Origin of the sequence: Gracilimonas sp., assembly GCF_017641085.1 — a bacterium.
Taxonomy (GTDB): domain Bacteria; phylum Bacteroidota; class Rhodothermia; order Balneolales; family Balneolaceae; genus Gracilimonas.
Genome location: NZ_JAEPPI010000002.1, coordinates 250,414 through 270,478, shown reverse-complemented (window position 1 = coordinate 270,478; position 20,065 = coordinate 250,414). Strand labels below are relative to the sequence as shown.

At 43.4% G+C, this 20,065-nt stretch carries 21 protein-coding genes; 13 read left to right on the top strand and 8 right to left on the bottom strand.

Going from position 1 to position 20,065, the window contains the following annotated elements:
- The first annotated feature begins 118 nt into the window (after positions 1-118).
- Genes JJ941_RS08095 through JJ941_RS08085 form a run of 3 tightly spaced genes read left to right on the top strand, consistent with a single transcriptional unit; the run spans position 119 to position 2,679 of the window.
- Positions 119-490 carry a BlaI/MecI/CopY family transcriptional regulator gene (locus JJ941_RS08095; protein WP_290963646.1) on the top strand — a complete coding sequence of 124 codons (372 nt, stop codon included), beginning with the start codon at positions 119-121 and terminating at the stop codon, positions 488-490.
- Complete coding sequence (locus JJ941_RS08090; RefSeq protein WP_290963643.1) at positions 487-1,944, top strand: M56 family metallopeptidase; 1,458 nt, start codon at positions 487-489, stop codon at positions 1,942-1,944. The genes JJ941_RS08095 and JJ941_RS08090 overlap by 4 nt, the downstream gene beginning before the upstream one ends.
- A gap of 6 nt (positions 1,945-1,950) precedes the next feature.
- Entirely contained in the window at positions 1,951-2,679 is a 729-nt protein-coding gene (locus tag JJ941_RS08085; protein ID WP_290963640.1) for a hypothetical protein, read from the top strand.
- A 37-nt stretch (positions 2,680-2,716) separates the two neighbouring features.
- Here the strand turns inward: JJ941_RS08085 and JJ941_RS08080 are convergent, their stop codons facing one another.
- From JJ941_RS08080 to JJ941_RS08070, 3 genes are all read right to left on the bottom strand, one after another.
- The gene (locus JJ941_RS08080; RefSeq protein ID WP_290963638.1) at positions 2,717-4,042 is read right to left on the bottom strand and encodes a TlpA disulfide reductase family protein; all 1,326 of its coding nucleotides are present in this window, start codon (positions 4,040-4,042) and stop codon (positions 2,717-2,719) included.
- A 112-nt stretch (positions 4,043-4,154) separates the two neighbouring features.
- Complete coding sequence (locus tag JJ941_RS08075) at positions 4,155-4,646, bottom strand: GNAT family N-acetyltransferase (protein WP_290963637.1); 492 nt, start codon at positions 4,644-4,646, stop codon at positions 4,155-4,157.
- Between the two features lie 213 nt (positions 4,647-4,859).
- The gene (locus JJ941_RS08070; protein ID WP_290963635.1) at positions 4,860-6,152 is read right to left on the bottom strand and encodes a dipeptidase; all 1,293 of its coding nucleotides are present in this window, start codon (positions 6,150-6,152) and stop codon (positions 4,860-4,862) included.
- 137 nt (positions 6,153-6,289) lie between these two features.
- Between JJ941_RS08070 and JJ941_RS08065 the strand changes: the two genes are divergently transcribed.
- From JJ941_RS08065 to JJ941_RS08045, 5 genes are all read left to right on the top strand, one after another.
- Positions 6,290-6,547, top strand: a complete 258-nt coding sequence (locus JJ941_RS08065; RefSeq protein WP_290963633.1) for a hypothetical protein — start codon at positions 6,290-6,292, stop codon at positions 6,545-6,547.
- Between the two features lie 90 nt (positions 6,548-6,637).
- Complete coding sequence (locus tag JJ941_RS08060) at positions 6,638-7,036, top strand: hypothetical protein (protein ID WP_290963630.1); 399 nt, start codon at positions 6,638-6,640, stop codon at positions 7,034-7,036.
- A 30-nt stretch (positions 7,037-7,066) separates the two neighbouring features.
- A complete protein-coding gene (locus JJ941_RS08055; protein WP_290963627.1) occupies positions 7,067-7,798 on the top strand; it encodes a hypothetical protein in 732 nt (243 codons plus the stop codon).
- A 77-nt stretch (positions 7,799-7,875) separates the two neighbouring features.
- Positions 7,876-9,282, top strand: a complete 1,407-nt coding sequence (locus tag JJ941_RS08050; RefSeq protein ID WP_255134368.1) for a Glu/Leu/Phe/Val dehydrogenase — start codon at positions 7,876-7,878, stop codon at positions 9,280-9,282.
- Between the two features lie 56 nt (positions 9,283-9,338).
- A complete protein-coding gene (locus tag JJ941_RS08045) occupies positions 9,339-10,847 on the top strand; it encodes a sodium/proline symporter (RefSeq protein ID WP_290963625.1) in 1,509 nt (502 codons plus the stop codon).
- A gap of 93 nt (positions 10,848-10,940) precedes the next feature.
- Here JJ941_RS08045 and JJ941_RS08040 read toward each other — a convergent pair whose 3' ends face one another.
- Positions 10,941-11,549 carry a trimeric intracellular cation channel family protein gene (locus JJ941_RS08040; protein ID WP_290963622.1) on the bottom strand — a complete coding sequence of 203 codons (609 nt, stop codon included), beginning with the start codon at positions 11,547-11,549 and terminating at the stop codon, positions 10,941-10,943.
- A gap of 225 nt (positions 11,550-11,774) precedes the next feature.
- Here JJ941_RS08040 and JJ941_RS08035 point away from each other — a divergent pair, with 225 nt between their 5' ends.
- The gene (locus tag JJ941_RS08035; RefSeq protein ID WP_290963619.1) at positions 11,775-12,296 is read left to right on the top strand and encodes a hypothetical protein; all 522 of its coding nucleotides are present in this window, start codon (positions 11,775-11,777) and stop codon (positions 12,294-12,296) included.
- Here JJ941_RS08035 and JJ941_RS08030 read toward each other — a convergent pair.
- A complete protein-coding gene (locus tag JJ941_RS08030) occupies positions 12,293-13,417 on the bottom strand; it encodes an Mrp/NBP35 family ATP-binding protein (RefSeq protein WP_290963617.1) in 1,125 nt (374 codons plus the stop codon). The genes JJ941_RS08035 and JJ941_RS08030 overlap by 4 nt on opposite strands.
- 282 nt (positions 13,418-13,699) lie before the next feature.
- Positions 13,700-14,029, bottom strand: coding sequence for a hypothetical protein (locus JJ941_RS08025; RefSeq protein WP_290963615.1), 330 nt, complete (start codon positions 14,027-14,029; stop codon positions 13,700-13,702).
- A gap of 327 nt (positions 14,030-14,356) precedes the next feature.
- On the opposite strand from JJ941_RS08025, the gene JJ941_RS08020 reads away from it, so the two are divergent.
- From JJ941_RS08020 to JJ941_RS08010, 3 genes are read left to right on the top strand one after another with little or no spacing between them, the layout of a single operon-like run.
- Positions 14,357-15,979 (top strand): invasion associated locus B family protein, encoded by a 1,623-nt coding sequence (locus tag JJ941_RS08020; protein ID WP_290963613.1) that lies wholly within the window; start codon positions 14,357-14,359, stop codon positions 15,977-15,979.
- A 56-nt stretch (positions 15,980-16,035) separates the two neighbouring features.
- Positions 16,036-16,605, top strand: coding sequence for a hypothetical protein (locus JJ941_RS08015; protein WP_290963610.1), 570 nt, complete (start codon positions 16,036-16,038; stop codon positions 16,603-16,605).
- A 12-nt stretch (positions 16,606-16,617) separates the two neighbouring features.
- On the top strand, positions 16,618-17,163 hold the full coding sequence (locus JJ941_RS08010; RefSeq protein ID WP_290963608.1) for a hypothetical protein: 546 nt from the start codon (positions 16,618-16,620) through the stop codon (positions 17,161-17,163).
- On the opposite strand, the gene JJ941_RS08005 is transcribed toward JJ941_RS08010, so the two are convergent.
- Together JJ941_RS08005 and JJ941_RS08000 are read right to left on the bottom strand one after the other, a co-directional pair.
- Positions 17,160-17,774 carry a hypothetical protein gene (locus JJ941_RS08005; RefSeq protein ID WP_290963606.1) on the bottom strand — a complete coding sequence of 205 codons (615 nt, stop codon included), beginning with the start codon at positions 17,772-17,774 and terminating at the stop codon, positions 17,160-17,162. The genes JJ941_RS08010 and JJ941_RS08005 overlap by 4 nt on opposite strands.
- A 60-nt stretch (positions 17,775-17,834) precedes the next feature.
- Positions 17,835-18,221 (bottom strand): hypothetical protein, encoded by a 387-nt coding sequence (locus tag JJ941_RS08000; RefSeq protein WP_290963603.1) that lies wholly within the window; start codon positions 18,219-18,221, stop codon positions 17,835-17,837.
- Between the two features lie 739 nt (positions 18,222-18,960).
- On the opposite strand from JJ941_RS08000, the gene gcvT reads away from it, so the two are divergent.
- Positions 18,961-20,061 (top strand): glycine cleavage system aminomethyltransferase GcvT, encoded by a 1,101-nt coding sequence (gene gcvT / locus JJ941_RS07995; protein ID WP_290963601.1) that lies wholly within the window; start codon positions 18,961-18,963, stop codon positions 20,059-20,061.
- Positions 20,062-20,065: the final 4 nt, after the last annotated feature.

The following is a 20,065-nucleotide window of genomic DNA, read 5'->3' as shown; positions in this document are numbered from 1 at the left end:
ATTGATTTTTGAAGTACATAAAATTGTAATGAGATCTCCAGCGATTATTTAAGAGGTTTTTGTTTTTTTGAATTTTTATTCTACATTTGTAGAAACAATTCTAAGATTGTAGAAGAAAATGAGTCTTACCCAAACTGAAGAAGAACTGATGCAGTATTTGTGGAAGCTGGAAAAAGCTTTTATGAAAGACTTGCTTGAGCTATACCCGGAACCGAAGCCGGCCCCCACCACGGTTGCCACCTTGCTAAAACGAATGACGGAAAAGGGATTTGTAGGATATGAGCAAATGGGTCGCTCCCGACAGTATGTTCCATTGGTGAAAAAATCCGAATACTTTTCAAAGCATGTAAACGGGATCATCAAAAAGTTTTTTAATAACTCGGCTTCTCAGTTTGCCTCATTTTTTACTTCAGAAACGGATCTTTCAGCCAAGGAACTGGAGGAACTCAAAGCCATTGTCGAAAAAGAAATAGAGAGGAAAAACCAATGATTATCTATTTAGTTAAATCCACTTTACTGCTCGGGCTGCTTTTCGGGGTGTATAAGCTGCTGCTGGAAAATGAAAAGATGCACCGCTTCAACCGGTTCTTTTTGTTATTTGCTCTGATTTTTGGGTTGACAGCCCCGCTGATTTCATTTGGAGTTTCACCTGAACAATCCATCGCCGGTATAAAAATGCAACAGATGGGACGCATCGTGAATGCTCCGGCAGAAGCCGTAAGTAAATCGGTTGAGCCGCTGATCACTCCTGAGCAAAAACCTTTGCCAAAAACTGACACAAAAATCACCCCGGTTACTACAAGTGAACCAAGCTGGTCGATAAATGTCGCAGGTATCTTGTTTGGGATCTATGGCTTGACCACGCTTTTTCTGCTGATCCGATTTGCAGGCGGCTTGATGGAAATACGAAATAAGATCAAAGCCGGAAGCCATCAGAAAACGGAACATGCCACGCTGGTTTTACTGGATGAACCGATCACTCCGCAATCATTCTTTAGCTATATTTTCCTGGAGAAAAAGCAATTTGAGTCCGGAGAAATAGAACCGGAAATCCTGGATCATGAGATCACGCATGTACGGCAACTCCACTCTCTGGATGTTTTGTTCACGGAGTTCCTGAAAGTCATCTTCTGGTTCAACCCGCTGATGTATCTCTACAAACATGCCATTCAATTAAATCATGAATTTTTAGCCGACGATATGGTAGTGAGCAACGGCTCTTCTGTAAGCGATTACCAGAACATGCTGATTCGGGTTTGTGCCGGGAGTAAACCAATGAAAACAACCAGTAGTATTAGTTATTCGCTCACCAAAAGACGACTACTAATGATTGGGAAAAGATTTTCAGCACTTCGATCCGGATTAAAACATCTGTTTTTATTTCCTCTGCTGGGCTTAATGGCTCTGATGTTTTGTACTCGTGCAGACGATACAAATAGTTATTCAGCTTACCCGGATATTGACCTGACTGTATCTTCAACAGAGATTCAGTCAGATGTTTTAGGCGGTACGGTACTGAGATTTAAAGCACCGGACAGTAGTTACTTTACCGGCACTCAAAACTATTACAACAAGAAAACCGATAAAAAGGTATCGAGTTTTATTTTCGAAAATGGATTTAAAACAGCTTCCATTAGCTATAATGAGAATGGAGAAGAGACTTTAGAACATAGCTTTGAATACGCCGGTTCTACAAACTCTATGGTCGCAATGAGAATGTTCAACGATGATGGAGTACAGGTAGAGGAGTGGTTAGCCCCGGGCTATGACGGCAACACACTTGGGTCTATTAAGGAATGGCATCCGAACGGATCTCTCAAGTTTGAGGTAAAATGGAAAGAAGACCTAAAGTACCAGGGCATAATGACCTTATATGATGAGGAAGGAATTATTCTGGAACAGGAACGCTACCAAGACGGTGAGCTCATCGAGAAGATTAAATAAAGAGCAATGAAGCAATTTACCTCCAAAATCGACTTTAAATTCACCAGCAAGCGACTGAAGATGATGAATTCAAATCTGTCCATCTGGAGAGCTTTCCCTAAGATTGTTTTTACGATTTCCCTGCTTACCTTGCTCGGCCTGATTTCATGTACAGAAACGGAAGAGTGGCCAGACCGCATGACCTGGCAAGAGGTTCATGACAAGGTTCCTCCAAAAACCTATGTTGATGTTGAACTGAAATCTGATGGGGTCACCGGTTTATATCACCCACTCGATGAACATACCGGTAAATTCATCGGCCCAAATGGAGAGCCCTATACCGGAGAACGAAACACATATAGTGTAGATACAGATTTAGTAATCTATAAGGAGACCATTGTGGATGGAAAAGTAACCCGGAGAGAGTTTCCCAGTTATGATAGTACCGGGATGTATCAATATAAATCTGTAAGCATTCCTTCTTTAGATGAAGACGGAAATAAAGTGACTACATATTATAGTGACCGGCTTACTGATAGCCTGACACTTAATTTTGAAACAATAAAGGAATCAGAACTTCAGACGCATAACTTTTACTACCCTGATGGTCAAATACAGATCTCTGCCTCATACTTGTGGAATCCTACCGAAAAAGATTTGCTGAAACATGGCCTGATGTCTGAATATGACGAAGAGGGGAATATCATTTTGCAGGAACGGTATGAAAACGGTGAGCTCGTGGAAAAGATTAAGTAGCTGAAACTTAAAAGCTATCTCGGAGCCAATTTTAAATCTACTTCTCTAAATATTGTTCAAGTGTACTCATAAGGTTTTCCTCCGATAGCGCCATTCCGTACTCCACGATTTCACCTTCCGGATCAATCAGGTAGTAGGTTGGGTAGGCGTTGACTGAATACAATTCCTGAACGGTGTTGTTTTCTTCATAGATCTCCAGAATCTGTGGCCAGGTTATGTTTTCCTGATCCAGAAAGTCCTCAAACGGATCGGCCCTTACTTCATTGGCTATTCCAATAATCTCGAATTCAGAACCGCCGAATTTATTATAGGCTTGCTTTAAAACAGGCAGGGCATCAATACAGGGACCGCACCACGTTCCCCAGAAATCAAGCATCACATACTTGCCCCGAAGTTCTTGCAGGCTAAGTTCATCACCACTTACCGTTTGAGCGGTGAAATCAGGAGCTTCTGTTCCGGGACGAAGAGCGACTTTGGGATCTACTTTCTCCTCAGATACATCAATGATTACAGAACTTCCATCGATGGCGATTTCAGTAACCTTCCAGCTCTCGCCGGCTATGTTAAAAGGTTCGGTAACGGGATAAGCTTCCATGCCGTCCGGCATCACGTCAAATTTTCCGTCTTCATCCAGGTCTATATACAAATAAGTGTATAATTCTTTTCTGTAGGGAGGAGCACTATCTTTGGAAAGAAGAACATCGAAAGTTTGATCATTAACGGTCCACGTGCCCATCCTGATTTTGTGGTAAAAAAGCTGCAGGCTTTCGGATGGAGAGGAATCAGACAGGTACATCAGGCTCGCCTTTCCTTCATGCCATACCGCCTCTTCTCCGTTAAAATATTCAAAGGGAGACGGAACTACAGCCTCCATAACGTTAAAAATCTGATCCTGAAACTCTACCGTTGTGGAATCAAAATAAATTGGGTCATCCAAAAAGTTTCCACTTTTGCCTTCTACATATACCACAGGTTTACCCTGCTCGTCTTCCCCGACGGCCACCGTAAAAATTACATCAACCCATTCATCGGTGATGGCCACAGAATCAATCAATGCACTGTTTCGCTGAAAAATCGAGGAATTGATAAAACCTGAAGCATGCCCCTGGCTCACATATTGATACAGATCAATGATGCCATGAAAGATCTCCCCATTTTGAAGTCCTTCGGGAATATCGGCAGGCTCTCCCGGGTATTCAGGTTCAAAAATAAATCCCCCTCCCATTGATATGGCCAGCAACGGGGGAACCTGCCCGGTGTTTTCCTTCAAATTCAACTCTACCTTAAAAGGAGGGCCGGTATGTTCTTTGGCGCAGGATGCCAACAACAGGCTTCCGGCAATCAGTATCAGTAATCTTTTCATTCGTTTAAGTGCAAGTGAATACAATGGCGAATGAATATGGGAAAAACCTTCAAACAAAAAAAGCCTCTTCCGCTAAGAAGAGGCTTTGAAGTTTTAGGCTGATATCAGAATATCAGTTCAAATTCTTCGTCATGAAGTACCACTTTGGATCGCCATACTCAAAATCTTGTTTCTCGTACAGGCGTCGTGCCGGATTGTCTTCCCGCACTTCCAGGGTAATTTTGGAGCAGCCCATTTCCTGAGCTTCTTCCTCAATGTTTTCCAGCATCATGGTTCCGATTCCCATCCCGCGTGCATCGGGGTGAACGGCAACATCATGAATTTTGAATACCTTGCTGGCCGTAAAGGTTGAAAATCCTACAAAACAGGTTACAATGCCCAACGCCTTATTGCCGGCATAGGCGATGTAGGTCATGGTGGTGGGTACTTTTTTCATCTCTGCGATCATATCAACGCGGACTTCCTCGTCCAGCGGTTCATCCTGCCCCATAGGATCTCTCGCAAAGAGGTCTACAATCTTGACTATATCTGAGGCGTGTTTAGGGTTGTTTAAGTCAGCTTTTAAAATCTTGACGTCGGTTGAAACGTCTGCTTCTGCAATCACTCTTTTATGATTTTGTTTAAATGAATTTTATGAAGCGTAAAGTTAAAAAGATTAGGCGGATGTTTAAAGGAATTAACCTTTTTCTAACTTTTCTTTGCAAAAAGATAATTTGGCTTTAATGTTTTCACCACAGTTTAACATCCAATAAGGAACTCCCAACGTTAAAAGAAAAAGTGAAACGTTCGGAGTTCAATGTTCCTTGTTGGGAGTTCGCTACTCTTCTTCGGCTTGAATTTGGGCGGCAACCGCTTCGGCTTCATCCAGCACGCGCAGTAAATTTCCGCTCCACAGCATTGCGATTTCTTCTTCACTATACCCGCGTTTTACCAGCTCATGCGTCACATTGAAGGTTTCGGAGGCATCCATCCAGTTGTAAACGCCACCACCGCCATCAAAATCAGAGCTGATTCCCACATGCTCTATCCCAATTAAATCGACCATATAATCTACATGGTCAACCAGGTCGGCAACATTAACCGGCGGGTACATGTTGTTGACTTCTTCCACAATTCGGGGCTCGGCATTATCCTGAGCGGTGCGATACATTTCCATATATTCGTCACGTTCTTCTTCGCTCATTTCGCGAATATCACCCCAATTTAAAAGCTCAAAACCCAATTTTCCGGCTTCTTCTTCCAGAACTGTGCGCGAGGCATCCTGCCAGGCGGCGTGTTTTTCGGAGTCTAAGTAACTGCGAAAAGCCACGGTCTGAACCACTCCGCCATTCTCTTTCAACAGCATCAGTTCTTCATCGCTCAGGTTACGGCTTACATCATTCATCGCTCTGGCTGAAGAGTGCGAAGCAATGACCGGCGCCCTGGATAATTTCATCGTTTCGATGTTTGCTTTTTTGGAAGGATGGGAGATATCAATCAGCATTCCCAGGCGGTTCATCTCGGCGATGGCTTCTCTTCCTAAATCACTCAGGCCGTCATGCATCCATTCGTCATTGCGCTCGCCGGTGTTGGAGTCGCTGAATTGACTGTGACCATTATGAGAAAGGGACATATACCGGGCTCCGCGCTCGTAAAACTCTTCTATTCTGGAGAGATCGGTTCCAACCGGATAGGCATTCTCCACTCCAATCATAGCTACTTTCTTTCCGTCAGCAACTATACGTCTCACATCCTCAGAAGTAGTTGCCAGTTCTATTTTGTCAGGCGCAATTTCTTCTGTTAACCGATGGATGGCTTCAAACTTGCTGTCTGCATTATCATAGGCATCAGCATAGCCTTCTTCCGTAAGTGTATCCTGGCCGGTGTACACAACCAGCCAAACCACATCCAGGCCGCCTTCTTCCATTTTAATCAAATCCACCTGGGTATCTAACCGCTGGGTGTAATTGGTTTCTTCGGTAAAGTTATTCACGTTTATATCCACGTGGGTATCCAGGGTGATGACCCTTTCATGGATGTCCATGGCTTTATCAAAAATTTCTTTTTCGCTTGGGGCGCATCCCACTAACAGTAGTAATGCAAGAATGGAAGAGCTGAGTAGTTTTTTCATAGCAGATTTTTTTAAGTGATTTTTGCAAAAGAATCTATACTAAATTTTGGAAAGTTGTGAAGCGTCAAGGAACGCATACCCTCTGCATCCCATTTATTTAATAGATATTAACAAGTAAAGGAGCGTATATGACCCTTATGTATTTATTAAGTTATATCACCATTGGATTAGTAATTGGATGGCTGAGCCGCGTTATCACTCAGGATCGGGGAGTGACCATGTTACCCAGCATCGCCTTTGGAGTGCTCGGAGCATTGGCCGGCACCTTTATTGTACAGGCGGTAGGATTGGCTGGTACGGCTTTCTATGCGGTAGTTGGTGCGGTTGGTGTTTTATTTACGGTGAATGTATTTCGCCAGGATGATCCCATTTTTGTGGATGCTGAAACGGTTTAAATACAGAAATCTAAATTCTGCAGGAACAATTTTTGGGCTTTGGAATTAGGGTATAGTGAGAGCCCTGTCTAACCCTAAATTTACTTTCGAATGACCCTTAAAGACCGCAGAATTCACCTGTTCCTGCAACTCTTTTTCCTTCTTGTTGGCTTGTACCAGTTTGTGGAACTGATAGGTTCTCTGCAGAGCGGTCAGTTTTCCGGGAATCTTTTTGAGTTTCAATACAATGACTTACCCGCCCTCACCCTCGGCACATCCATTATTGTAGGGGTTGCATCACTGTTAAGTAGCTTCTCTCTTTGGCCTCGCGCAAGCTGGGCCTACGGTTTTTCCCTGTTTACCTCCGGTATTTTGTTTTCTTATCACCTGATGAACCTGAGCAGTGCCATCCACCAGAACTCGTATGAGATTATTCCTATTGTGTTGGTATTAGTCGTTATTCTGCAGAGCTTTCCCTTTCTTTTGCGCCGATCGTACCGCAGCATGTAACACCGGCGTATTTAATTCGTTCAAGCAGCCATGGACAAGATTTCCCAAAAAGATATTGACTGGCTGCTGAATATGGACAAAAGCGGTGCAGCGCCCGCTACTTCTCCAACCGGTTTACCCCCCAAAAAGAAGAACACCGGCTTCAGGATTTTATTCGGACTTTTGATGATCATCGGTCTGGTTATCCTTCCATTTTTTCTGCTTGTCCGAACCTCTGTTTTGCTGAATCTCTCGTACGGCTGGAACGGCTGGCTGTCCCTGGGCGGCGGGGTTTTTGTTACGGTACTGCTGATTCTCTTTTACATCCTCTTTTTGTTCAGGCGGATTGAGAATAAAAAAATGCTGTTGAAATTCAGCTTGGGCGGTGTTGGGGCGCTCGTTTTTGCATTCTGTTTTTATGGGGTGATGTACCTCTCGTCCGTTAACGCCAAAAGTAATGACATCCGCGAGGTGTACCGGTCGATGCACCCTATTTTGCGGGTAGCCATTGCCACCACCACCCTTGCCGATAACGACCTCGTGATCACCGACATTCAGCGCCAGCCCGAAGATTATACAGCAATGGGGCTGCCGCTCAACCAGCGCTCGCTACATTACACCCAGGAAACCGGGTACGTGCATGCTATCGACCTGAGAACCATTGGGAGGAATGAAATCAGGAACATTTTGCTTCGCGGTTCTCTAGAAATTATGGGGCTCAACACCATTCGGCACACCGGTACTGCCGACCATCTTCACGTTTCCCTTCCGCTTACCGAATAGGGCGGGCTTTTCCTTGTTTCTCTGTGATATAATTGCGACCATCAGGTACTTCAAAATTAGCTAAGGAGACACGGAACATGTCCACATATAAATTTTATGAACAGGTAAACAAAAACTTTGATAAAGCTGCCAAATACACCCGCTTCGACAAAGGTATTTTGGCCCAGATCAAAATCTGTAATACCGTTTATCATGTCACTTTTCCCGTTCGGCGAGATGACGGCTCTATCGAAGTTGTTGAAGGCTGGAGGGTAGAACACAGCCACCATAAACTGCCAACTAAAGGCGGTATCCGTTACAGTCATAAAGTGGACGAAGATGAAACCATGGCGCTTGCTGCTTTAATGACCTACAAGTGCGCCATTGTTGACGTACCTTTCGGAGGAGCCAAAGGTGGTATCAAAATCAGTACCCGTGAGTATTCGGAAGACGAGCTGGAAAGAATTACCCGGCGCTACACATACGAGCTGATTAAGAAAGGATTTATTGGTCCGGGAGTGGATGTGCCCGCACCGGATTACGGTACCGGCGCCCGTGAAATGGGATGGATTCTGGATACGTATCGCCAGATGAAAGATGATCTGAATGCCGAAGCCTGCGTAACCGGGAAGCCAATTCAGCAGGGCGGTATCCGCGGGCGAACGGAAGCTACCGGCCGCGGTGTCTATTTTGGGATTCGCGAAGCCTGTAATAACAAAGAGGACATGGAGAAAATAGGCCTCGACACCGGGGTTGAAGGAAAAACCTTTGTGGTGCAGGGTCTGGGTAACGTAGGATATCACGCATCCAAGTACATGACCGAAGCCGGAGCCAAGTTGGTAGGTGTTGCCGAAATTGAAGGATCTATTTACGATGAGAATGGCATCGACATTGAAAAACTGATGGAATTCCGTAAAGACACAGGGTCTATCATCGGTTTTGAAAATACCAAAGAGCTCAAAGATCGTGACAATGCATTAACTGCTGAATGTGATATTCTTATTCCTGCGGCTCTGGAAAGCCAGATTACCGGTGATAACGCAGCCGATGTAAAAGCGAAAATTATTGCCGAGGCCGCCAACGGCCCAACCACGGCCGATGCCCACGACATCCTGAAAGAACGCGGTGCTTTAATCTTACCTGATACCTACCTGAATGCGGGCGGTGTGGTTGTTTCTTACTTCGAATGGCTGAAGGATATCCAGCATGTGCGGTATGGGCGTTTAAGCAAGCGCTTTGATGAAACCAGCCTGAAGAAAATTCTGCGGGTCATTGAAAATATTTCAGACCGTGACTTTACCGACGCCGAACTGGCCGATCTGGCTAAAGGTGCCGGTGAGTATGACCTGGTGGATTCCGGCCTGGAAGAAACCATGATTACCGCTTACGAGCAGATTGCCGAAGTTCGGGATAAACATAACCTGGATGATCTAAGAACAGCCGCTTTTGTGGGTGCCATTGATAAGATTGGCATCATGTACGAGCAAATGGGCATTTTCCCGTGATACATTGAATTTTCAAGCTCCAAATCTCAAATTCCAATGACTCTGTTTATTGGAAATTGGAGTTTCTTCCTGTGGATGAACTGAATACCATATCGATTGACGGAGGCGGCTATGTGTTGGCTGCTTTCATTGGCTACCTGATTATCCTGTTTGGGATTGGAATATATTCGGCCCGCTTTTCATCTGAAGGAATTTCCGAATTCTTTATAGGCGGACGGAAAATGAACCGGCTGGTTGTGGCTCTTTCCGCAGTTGTATCCGGTCGCAGCGCCTGGCTTTTACTCGGGGTTACGGGCATGGCTTATGCTCAGGGTGCTTCCGCTCTTTGGGCAGCTGTAGGGTATATTGTGGTCGAGTGGTTTCTGTTCATGTATTACGCCAAACGGCTCCGGCAATTTTCAGAACGCTACGACTGCATCACCGTTCCTGATTTCTTCGCCGAACGCTTTGATGACAAATCCGGAAGCCTTCGGGTCATCCTCGTAATCATCTTCCTTGTTTTTATGGTGAGTTACGTCTCCTCCCAGTTTGTGGCCGGGGGAAAAGCTTTTGCTTCCAGCTTTGGTATTACCCAAAACATGGGCGTGATTCTTTCTGCCGCCATTATTCTGTTGTACACCGTAGTAGGAGGCTTTATGGCAGTAAGCCTGACCGACACCATCCAGGCGTTTTTCATGATTATCGCCCTTGTATTTCTGCCCATCATCGCGATTTATGATATGGGTGGGTGGAGCGTTGTTTCCGCAGAGCTGAACCTGTATGACGCCGCATTTGTCGACCCCACAGCACTCGGCTTCGGGGCTTTTATCGGGTTCATCGGTATCGGACTGGGTTCCCCGGGAAATCCTCACATCCTATCCCGGTACATGTCGATTGATGATGCCAAGCAGCTGAAGTACGCTGCCGTAGTTGGAACCATATGGAACATACTGATGGCCGGCGGTGCCATTTTGATCGGGCTGGTCGGCCGCGCATACTTTCCGGAGGTGGATATGCTTCCGGCATCCGATACCGAAAATCTGTATCCGCTCTTAGCTCAGAACCAACTTCACCCCGTACTGTTTGGTGTGGTAATTGCCTCTATTTTTGCAGCCATTATGTCCACTGCCGACTCCCAGCTTTTAGTGGCTGCTTCCAGTGTAGTCCGGGATATTTATGATAAGCTGCTTAAGAAAGACGAAGAGATTCCGCAAAAAACACTGGTTCTCTACAGTCGCATTGTGGTTGTCTTGCTGGTTGTTGTTTCTCTGATTTTCGGGCTGGTTGCACAGAATATTGTGTTCTGGCTGGTGCTTTTTGCCTGGGCGGGATTGGGAGCCTCCATCGGTCCGACCTCCATTCTGGCTCTTTACTGGAAAAAGACCACTAAGGCAGGTGTCATAGCCGGACTTTTGACCGGAACGGCCGTGACCATCATCTGGTATTTTATCCCCGTTTTGAAGAACAATCTATACGAGCTGATCCCTGCATTTACCCTAAGCCTGCTGGCCACCTGGGGCGTTAGTAAACTCACCCAAACACCCGATAAGCTGGAAGAGCATTTTGAAGAGATGACGAAGGAGTAGGCTTTTAAGTTCCAAGCTCCAAGTCTCAATGACCAATGACCAATGACCGAGGGTAGAATTTTATTTTGGAAATTGAGATTTGGAGCTTGGAGATTACACCTTTTTCATTTTGGGAAGGGATAGATTCCATTTTATCGATACGGTACGGATGGTGATAATGACGGCCGTTGTAAACAGGTAATTCAGGTTTTCGGGGAGATTCAGTTTCAGTCCAAGATAAAAGATGATGGCTCCGGCCAGGCAGGCGGTTGCATAAATTTCTTTCCGGAAAATGAGCGGAACCTCCCGGCAGAGCACATCCCGTGTTATCCCGCCAACCACCGCTGATATCATCCCCATCATCCCGGCAATGAAAGGGTTAAATCCAAAGGAAAGAGCTTTCTCCATCCCGATGATGGTGAAAAGAGCAATCCCGATGGTATCGAAAATGAAGATGGTTTTGCTGTAGTTATTCAGTCTTTTGCCCATCAGAAAAGTGAAGGGCACGGCCGCCAGTATAACCAGCGGATACGTCATGTCGGCCATCCAGGTAATGGGGTGACTGTCGAGCAGCAAATCCCGGACGGTTCCGCCTCCAATCGCAGTTACAAAGCCCACCACCGAAGCACCAAACACATCCATATTGATTCGGGAAGCAATCCTGATACCGCTAATGGCAAAGACGAACGTACCAATAAGGTCTAAGAGGTAGATAAGGTCCATAGATGGTGTGGCAGTTAGATGGCAGGGAAGTTACAAGCTCTAAATTTCAAATCACAATGACCAGTGACCAGTGACCAGTGACCAGTGACTAACGATGTACGAGTTGGGATTTTGAATTTAATATCTAAATAACTAAAATGGATTAAACTTAAATCAAGCACTGTCTATTACTTAAGGCTACCATTTCTTTCATAAACCTTAAACTCTAATCAAATAGACAGAGCTATGAATAAGTTCATTTCTAACCCTTTCCGCCTTCTTGTTCTTTTCGGTTTGGCCTTAGTGCCCAATCTTATTTTTGGACAAGCATCAACTGATATAAAGTTCAGCGTCAGCTATAAGGTTACTGATTCAGCAGACAACGAACGGCTACAATATGCAAAGAAGCAGTTAACGAAAGCCTTTGTTGCCAAGGGCGGTACCTATAATGAGAAAGAAGGTTTTCTTTTCTTTATAGACCTTACCGAATCGGATGCCAATAATAACATAGCCCTCTCCATCTCTACCCTTTTAAAGGTGCCTGAAGAAGTGGTGAAGGCCGGGGTAAAAGAAGAGGTATTTCACAAAGCTGTAGCCTCCGACAGTCCAAAACCTGCAAGTGACGACAGTAGGGAAATTCGGGCGTACATAAACGAAGAATATATTCGCCAGTTTACCATGATTCGGGATAGCCACCTCGAAATTATTAATCAAGACCAATTACCAGAGGCCATTCAACGCTTCGTGGACGGCTTCAAGCCACTTTAGGGTCTGAACTTAATATCTACCTTTTTAGTCGGTGACTGCTCTTTATTCCGGAGCGCCAGCTGTTGCTGCATATTCCCGGTGGCTTCCATCAATGCGGTTGCCGCTGGGGATTCACTGTCTTCCAGCACAATGGGCTTTCCGGAGTCGCCCCCTTCGCGCAAGGTTTGCTGAAGTGGTACTTCGGCCAACACGGGCACGTTCATTTCCTGTGCCAGGTGAGCAGCACCGCCTTTTCCAAAGATGTAATATTTCTTGTCCGGCATATCCGGTGGAGTGAAATAGGCCATGTTTTCGACCATCCCCAGCACGGGTACGTTCACTTTCTTGAACATCGCCACGCCTTTGCGGGCATCATCAAGGGCTACCGTTTGGGGGGTTGATACAATCACGGCTCCGGTCAGTGGTACGGTTTGCACAATGGTAAGCTGGATATCGCCGGTTCCCGGAGGCAAGTCCAGAATCAGGTAATCGAGTTCGCCCCATTCCACATCGGTCATAAATTGTTTAACGGCACTGGTTGCCATCGGTCCGCGCCACACCATTGCCTGGTCTACATCCACCAAGAAGCCCATGGAAACCAGTTTAATGCCAAACTTCTCGTGCGGAACCAGTTTCTTTTGCGTGGTGATATTCGGCCGCTCATGGATATTAAACATGGTCGGGATACTTGGTCCGTAGATGTCGGTATCCATCAAGCCAACTTTCTCCCCTTTCTTGGCCAGAGCTGCAGCAATATTCACGGCTACGGTAGATTTACCTACCCCGCCTTTACCGGAGGCAACCGCGATGATGTTCTTCACTCCCTGCAGAATTTCCTGTTGTTGTTCTTGCTGCTGTCCGGGTTTGGAGGCTTCCATTTCCCGTTTTTTTGACAAGTTTACAGCGGTCTGAATATCAACAATGGCTTCCTTGTCGATAAATTTCTGGATGGCTTCTTCACACTTCTGCGTGACCTGCTTTTCAAGGCCTTCATTCTTCTCAGGAAATTCCAGCGTAAAAGAAATGTATTTGTCCTGAACAATCACATCCTGAACCATATCCAGGGAAATGAGGTCGCGTTGTTCTTCGGGGTGTAAAACCTGGCTGAGTGCCGATTTAACCTGCTCTTTATTGATAGACATAAATGATTTTTAAAAACCTAAATCTGATGAACGGTCATTAGTTTCAATTTTGGGCGCTTAAGATAAGGATTCTTATGGAGAATAAATTCCGGGAAGGAATGTTCAAATGCCACGAATTGTCGAATACAAAAAATGGAACATGGATAAAACAGATTGAGACAATAGTAGCGGACAACACATTAAATGAGATGTCAGCATTCTACGACTGGTTCCACTCATTTTTGCGTAGAACAAGAAATTCGTATATATAATTATACTTTGGAGGTCGATTTAATGCAGGGCTTAACTCCAACTCTGACATTTTAAATGAAAACGATATCGAGCACCTGAAATAGGTGAAGTATCATAATAAATGCCCAGCCTTTGATCTCGATAGTACCTGTTTTCGTAATAATCTAAGCGGTTTTCTGCCCATTCTTTCTCTTTCGAGTAATTATAATTTCCGCTACTAAATTCATTTTCTATATACTTATCTCTTTCCGAATCATATACAGCTGGAATTATGAAAAGAGAGTTGCAATGACTCCCCATGTCTTGGTTCGCCTGGTCAAGCGCTGCATCAAACTCTGCACATCCACTAATCAACAAAAAAATAATTGCTAAATATTTCATACGAATATGTTTTAAAACAAAATTTTTGCTCTCATATATACTATGAATAGAGGAAGAAATAATAACTACATAACCATGCGGTTTTCAGAATATGATTTTTACTTCTTCATTTAAAAATTGTTAATTATTGTAACTTTTATTTCAATTTTATTGATTATGAATCGTATTTTTTTCTTTCTCGTTTTTATTTTTTTCCCGATAGCTGCTTTTCCTCAATATGAAGTGGACTGGTCTGTAGCCCCTGTTAACCCTGTTCCATATAAATACACCCTTGATCATTATAATATCAATGGTGATGTTACGAAGCGAACTAGAGTTTACTCAATTATGTCAAGTTCGATAGATTTTGACACTGAAGGTAAACAAACTTCATCTGACGGTGGGAGCTATAAGTATAACTCAAGTGGTGCGCTTAATAAATATACCACCATGGGATATGGAACCTCATATGATATTGAAACAGACTCCCGCAATCGAATCATAAAAATGGAAAGCGACGATACTATTCTCCAGTTCAGCTATGATGGTAACGGGAACCTAAGTAAAGAGTATGAGAATGGAAGCTTATCTAAAAGTTATTCTTATGATAACCAGGGAAGAGTTATTGAAGCTGAGTTATACTCCACTGAAGATGGTATGTTCGAGAATAAAATTGAGCTTGCTTACAGTAATACAAATAATTACACAAAAGTACAGATAGCATTTTATAACGACGAAGATGAGCTTTTAAGAAGAGAGGTAGAATACTATGACGAACAGGGACACTTTTTTGGCAGGACTAACCCCGGTGACCCAGTCCCTGAAAACTTCATTGAGAAAGACCTGTTGGGCAATGTACTCTATGAAATTTCTGGTAATGGCGAAGAATATACATACGCCTATTCTTATTCCAACTGGTACGGAATGCCCTCCGGGCTAAATACAAAAGACCGATTCCGGCCTGACCTTGCCTGGAACTCCAAGGAACTGCTGAATGATATTGCAGGACTCTACAGTGACCTTTGCTTCAGTTTTAGGTGGGAAGAAGCACAGGCATTTATGCATGACAATCCTGATATGTTTAGCATTGGACAATCAAGCAGAGATGACGAGACATATGCCAAATTAAAACACCCATCTGTACTAAATCAGGGAAAAGAGGTCTCTTTTAGAATTAATCAAGATTATTGCCAAGTGGCTTACTTTCCTAATACCGGATCTTTATATGAAAACTTTAAAGATGCCGTAACACAAAATGCATCAGTAGAGTTGGAGTATGATTATCTCACAGACTATATCGATGAGAATAAAGATGGCGATGAGGAAGTACAAACCTATTACAAAACTGATGCCTGGGATTTTCCAAGTATAAATGGGTTAAGGGTCAGAGTGAAACGGTTTAATCAGGAAGTAAATGGTGAATGGGATAACTGGGTAAACGCCCGTGTTTATAATTATGACCGCTCTGAGGCTACACAAATGATAAAAATTAAAGGACAACCATGGGAGGTTGTAGAACCTTATGGTGAAGAATATATCACCCTGAACCAGCGGTCCTTATTTAAAACAGGCGCAGGTATACAGGTGGATACCGGAGAAGGCATACTATCTATTTGGACCAGCGATAAGGAAGGGGTGGATGATGCCTGGACGTTTATTCCAAACTTTTACTCAAGGTCTGCTTCGTCTGATAGCTACTTTAAAATACAAAGTGACATTTTTGTTGATGATAGCCCCGAATCTCTGCCGGCCTACGAAAAGTGCAAGCAACGAATTGTTAAATGCGCAAAATATGGCAACGGCTTTAGTATGCCTGTGGACGAGCAGTCCATTCAGGTAATGAAATCCGGAAATAAGATTGAATTTCAGGCAGAAACCACTGCGGGTGAACGGTATCATATCATCATTTCTTTGGATGGTTTTACAGCAGCTTATAATGAGGCAAAAAGCACCAGTTTGTATGGGTATTAGGATACATAATGGCAGTTGCATTAACTTAGAATTAAATAATCCAATGGCTTAAATAAATGGAAGACAGAATACGAAGTTTGAACAGCACATATTTATTACCCACCATTGTTATTATCAGTCTTCTGGTAATGCTATGCACCCCCTCAGCCCATGCCCAAACACCCGGCGATGGCAGTGATGTAGAACTAACTGAGTCAGATATCATTATTTTTTGTTCAGGGCATGAGGGAGGTTCTATTAAAGCAGCCAGGGGTCACGGAAAAAAACGATTTGGATCACTGGAAAACTTCTACAACAATTACCATCGCATTCAATGTCCGCCTCACTTCCCTTCCCCACTTTATATGTCTATATCTGATCACCCCTTTAGTATACAGGTTGACAAAGAAATTGAGTTTATCTCCAGACTCTCCCCGGAAAAGCGCCACCTGATACTCAACCGTCCCTCTAAAGGATTTTTTAAGCAAACTGTTTTAGGTGTTGTTGAGAGAAAACTAAAAATAAATAGAGAAGCTGGGAACGATGAGGCGATAGCTCGCTATAAAGATTTGAGGGAAATGCTGCGAGATGCCGGGGCAAAACGGTTAGCGGAGTTAACTGAGGAAGAAAAGGCCGCTTTTAACTAAAATTAGGTGCTTATGAATAGTCTATTGTTTCCCAAATATGCTACCGTTCTCCTCCTGGCAATGCTATGCACCCCCTCAGCCCATGCCCAAACACCCGGCGATGGCAGTGATGTAGAACTAACAGAGTCGGATATTATTATTTTTTGTGCAGGGCATGAGGGCAATTTAATAGAGGAAGCTCGAGAACATGGAAAAGAGTTGTTTGGGAGTTTCGTAACTTTTTTTGAAAACTACCACCGCATTCAATGTCCACCAGCATTTCCTTCCCCTTTATATTTGTCCGTATCTAAAAGCCCGTTTAGTATACAGGTTGACAAAGAAATTGAGTTTATCTCCAGACTCTCCCCGGAAAAGCGCCACCTGATACTCAACCGTCCCTCTAAAGGATTTTTTAAGCAGACAGTTTTGGATGTTGTGTATAGAGCCTTGAAGGCAAATCAAGATGATGGTAATGAAGAGGCAGTCATTCGATATAAAAAACTTAAAAAAAATCTTGAGAGCGCTGGTGCAAAACGGTTAGCGGAGTTAACTGAGGAAGAAAAAGCCGCTTTTAACTAAAACTTTGGCTCCCAACGGCATGCAAATGCATTCCCTCCATTAGCATACACAGGCATATTAGGAGGAATAAGGCTAATATTATTGTACCGAATATGATTAAAAAATTCGTGCGGATTTTCCCCTAATTTCTCCATCACTTCAGGGACCAGCCCAGGCATAGCAAATAAGATAAATTCCCCAAAACTAACGGGCAGCCATTCATACAAATCTCCCTTCCAGTGTGGGTTAGGCAACACATCTGAGGTGCAATATTTAGCAAATCTTTGATGATCTTCCTCCGTCCAGTTGTAAAATACACAAATTGAGGCTGGGTCAGCAGGCAACAAAGGCTGGATTTTCTCTAACCAGTCTTCAGTCACTTTTTTCAGAGGAAAACGATTAACACTCAGCTCTGGATTTAACAACGGTTCCAGGCTAAATTTTAAAAAAAGAGCCACGGCTTGTGACGAATCCTCCACAACCATAGCAGGATGTTCACCACTCCCTCCGCCCAAAACCAATTGACCGGGGTTAGCTTTAAAATCTCCTTCAATATCTTCTAATGGGTGATAAACCGGAATAGAGCCAAAAAGCCCAATAATCTCGTGCTTAAATGAATCAATGTGGCTCATATATTTACTAGGCTATTATTCCTGTGCTGGTTGAAAAATAAGGACTGACTATAATTCCCTTTAAGATTTCTTGCCTATAAATCTTTTTTCAGCATATTTCCTTTTTATCAAGCCTCCTACCAACAGTATGAAACCCATAAATACGGCCCCGTAAGCAATAATACCCCCCTCAAAAAGTGAAGGAATAGTAATCGCGGCACCAACTAAAAACATGATGGTACCAAAAATCGAACTTCTAAGGCCACTTTTCCTCTGATTTTCAATAAGTGCGGTTGCAACATCATTAGAAATAAACTCAGCATCTTGCTGGTTAAACCCTTCATCAATGAGTTTTTGTGTAATCTCATCCCTTTTAATGTTTTTATAAAGCATCAGATTAGCAACATTGTCATATACTTGTTGTAATTCTGAATTAGTACTGTTTGTTTTTTTATTTCCCGAAAACATAACTATATGATTTTATTTATATCGAAGCTGAAGTTATATTAATAAAGGGTTATTATGTCTATAATTCAAGATATTTAGAGATAACACCATGTTATCCTACATTATATTTAATCATCAAATATATTTGATTAAATAATTATTGGTGAAAGGTTATTAACTACAAATAACTTATTTATATGAGCATTCTGCGTTCAATCACTTTAAAAAATTGGGTACTAATTATTGTTGTAGTCTTGCTATCAACAATAACTTTTCTGTTTACCTCTCCCTCATATTTTCGAACAAATCAATCTGAACTTTTCAATCAAAATGAATGGGAAGAAGGTGATAAATCCACCAGATCAAGTATGGCTGACCATATCGTTACATCTGATACTCTCGATGGGTTTACACATGATGAAGTCATAAAACTTCTAAATAAACCAGACTTTGAACACCAGGAAATCTATAGATATGAATTAGATTATGGACACAGTATGTGGCCCGGTGAGTCTTGGATTTATTATTTGAATATACACTTTGATAGTACCGGACATGTTATAAGTGTTGGTATCTCAGATTAGTATAGTTACGCTCACTAAGTTCCAAAAACAGACTTTAGCTTTTCAATAACATTCCCAATAAATCACTAAGTTTGGGGCAATGAAAAACGTAGCAATACAGGTTTGATGGGTAGTAATTAAGACGTTGGTACAATTCGATATACTCTCTAACCACTAATTTGAATTCAGTACATTACATGTCAAAAAAAACACCTTTTTACAGCATTCACGAACAGGCCGGCGCCAAGCTGGTAGATTTTGCCGGATATCAGATGCCGGTTCAATATGCAGGAATTAAAACTGAGCATGCGGCCGTTCGCAAAGCCGTAGGGATATTCGATGTTTCCCACATGGGCGAGTTTTTTATAAGCGGACCGGAAGCCCTGGATTTGATTCAGAAAATAACGGTGAACGATGCCTCCAAGCTGGTTGAAGGAAAGGCGCAATACACCTGCATGTGCTATGAAAACGGTGGCATCGTGGACGACCTGATTGTGTATAAGCTTTTTGATGATGCCGGGTATATTGTGGTTGTAAATGCATCCAATATTGAAAAGGACCTTGAGTGGATCAACCAAAACAACACTTTTGACGCGAATGTCCACAACCAATCGGATGATACCTGCTTGTTGGCCGTTCAGGGACCAAAATCCGTAGAGACGCTCCAAAAGCTAACGGATTTGAATTTGAGTGACATCGGATTCTATTCCTACAAAATGGGAAGCCTTGCCGGTATGGATAACGTTGTGTACTCCGCCACAGGTTACACCGGCGAAAAGGGGTTTGAGCTATATTTTGATAAAAGTCATGCCGACCCCGAAAAAGTATGGAATGCCATCATGGAGGCCGGCGAAGAATTCGGTATTGAGCCCTGTGGGTTAGGCGCCCGCGATACCCTCCGTCTTGAAATGGGCTATGCGCTTTATGGTAACGATATCACCAAAGATACGCATCCACTGGAAGCCCGATTAGGCTGGATTACGAAATTTGAGAAGGGTGATTTCAATGGAAAAAAAGCCCTTTTGAAGAAAAAAGAAGAAGGCTTAAACCGCCGGCTTGTGGGCTTTGTGGTTGAAGGTGAACGCAATATTCCACGTCAGGGCTATGAGCTCCAAAACGATGCGGGAGAAGCCATTGGAGAAGTAACCAGCGGAACAATGTCGATTACTTTGGGTAAAGGTATAGGGATGGGATACGTTGCTACTGACTACGCGGAAGAAGGAACAGAAATAGAGATCAGCATCCGCAGGAAGACGGCTAAAGCAACTGTAACCCGCCCACCATTCATTAAAAAATAATAAA

What these genes read in the sequence shown, in the direction of transcription:
- JJ941_RS08095 (WP_290963646.1), top strand. Translation starts at nt 119, where the DNA reads ATGAGTCTTACCCAAACTGAAGAAGAACTGATGCAGTATTTGTGGAAG.
- JJ941_RS08090 (WP_290963643.1), top strand. Translation starts at nt 487, where the DNA reads ATGATTATCTATTTAGTTAAATCCACTTTACTGCTCGGGCTGCTTTTC.
- JJ941_RS08085 (WP_290963640.1), top strand. Translation starts at nt 1,951, where the DNA reads ATGAAGCAATTTACCTCCAAAATCGACTTTAAATTCACCAGCAAGCGA.
- JJ941_RS08080 (WP_290963638.1), bottom strand. Translation starts at nt 4,042, where the DNA reads ATGAAAAGATTACTGATACTGATTGCCGGAAGCCTGTTGTTGGCATCC.
- JJ941_RS08070 (WP_290963635.1), bottom strand. Translation starts at nt 6,152, where the DNA reads ATGAAAAAACTACTCAGCTCTTCCATTCTTGCATTACTACTGTTAGTG.
- JJ941_RS08065 (WP_290963633.1), top strand. Translation starts at nt 6,290, where the DNA reads ATGTATTTATTAAGTTATATCACCATTGGATTAGTAATTGGATGGCTG.
- JJ941_RS08060 (WP_290963630.1), top strand. Translation starts at nt 6,638, where the DNA reads ATGACCCTTAAAGACCGCAGAATTCACCTGTTCCTGCAACTCTTTTTC.
- JJ941_RS08055 (WP_290963627.1), top strand. Translation starts at nt 7,067, where the DNA reads ATGGACAAGATTTCCCAAAAAGATATTGACTGGCTGCTGAATATGGAC.
- JJ941_RS08050 (WP_255134368.1), top strand. Translation starts at nt 7,876, where the DNA reads ATGTCCACATATAAATTTTATGAACAGGTAAACAAAAACTTTGATAAA.
- JJ941_RS08040 (WP_290963622.1), bottom strand. Translation starts at nt 11,549, where the DNA reads ATGGACCTTATCTACCTCTTAGACCTTATTGGTACGTTCGTCTTTGCC.
- JJ941_RS08035 (WP_290963619.1), top strand. Translation starts at nt 11,775, where the DNA reads ATGAATAAGTTCATTTCTAACCCTTTCCGCCTTCTTGTTCTTTTCGGT.
- JJ941_RS08030 (WP_290963617.1), bottom strand. Translation starts at nt 13,417, where the DNA reads ATGTCTATCAATAAAGAGCAGGTTAAATCGGCACTCAGCCAGGTTTTA.
- JJ941_RS08025 (WP_290963615.1), bottom strand. Translation starts at nt 14,029, where the DNA reads ATGAAATATTTAGCAATTATTTTTTTGTTGATTAGTGGATGTGCAGAG.
- JJ941_RS08020 (WP_290963613.1), top strand. Translation starts at nt 14,357, where the DNA reads ATGTCAAGTTCGATAGATTTTGACACTGAAGGTAAACAAACTTCATCT.
- JJ941_RS08015 (WP_290963610.1), top strand. Translation starts at nt 16,036, where the DNA reads ATGGAAGACAGAATACGAAGTTTGAACAGCACATATTTATTACCCACC.
- JJ941_RS08010 (WP_290963608.1), top strand. Translation starts at nt 16,618, where the DNA reads ATGAATAGTCTATTGTTTCCCAAATATGCTACCGTTCTCCTCCTGGCA.
- JJ941_RS08005 (WP_290963606.1), bottom strand. Translation starts at nt 17,774, where the DNA reads ATGAGCCACATTGATTCATTTAAGCACGAGATTATTGGGCTTTTTGGC.
- JJ941_RS08000 (WP_290963603.1), bottom strand. Translation starts at nt 18,221, where the DNA reads ATGTTTTCGGGAAATAAAAAAACAAACAGTACTAATTCAGAATTACAA.
- gcvT (WP_290963601.1), top strand. Translation starts at nt 18,961, where the DNA reads ATGTCAAAAAAAACACCTTTTTACAGCATTCACGAACAGGCCGGCGCC.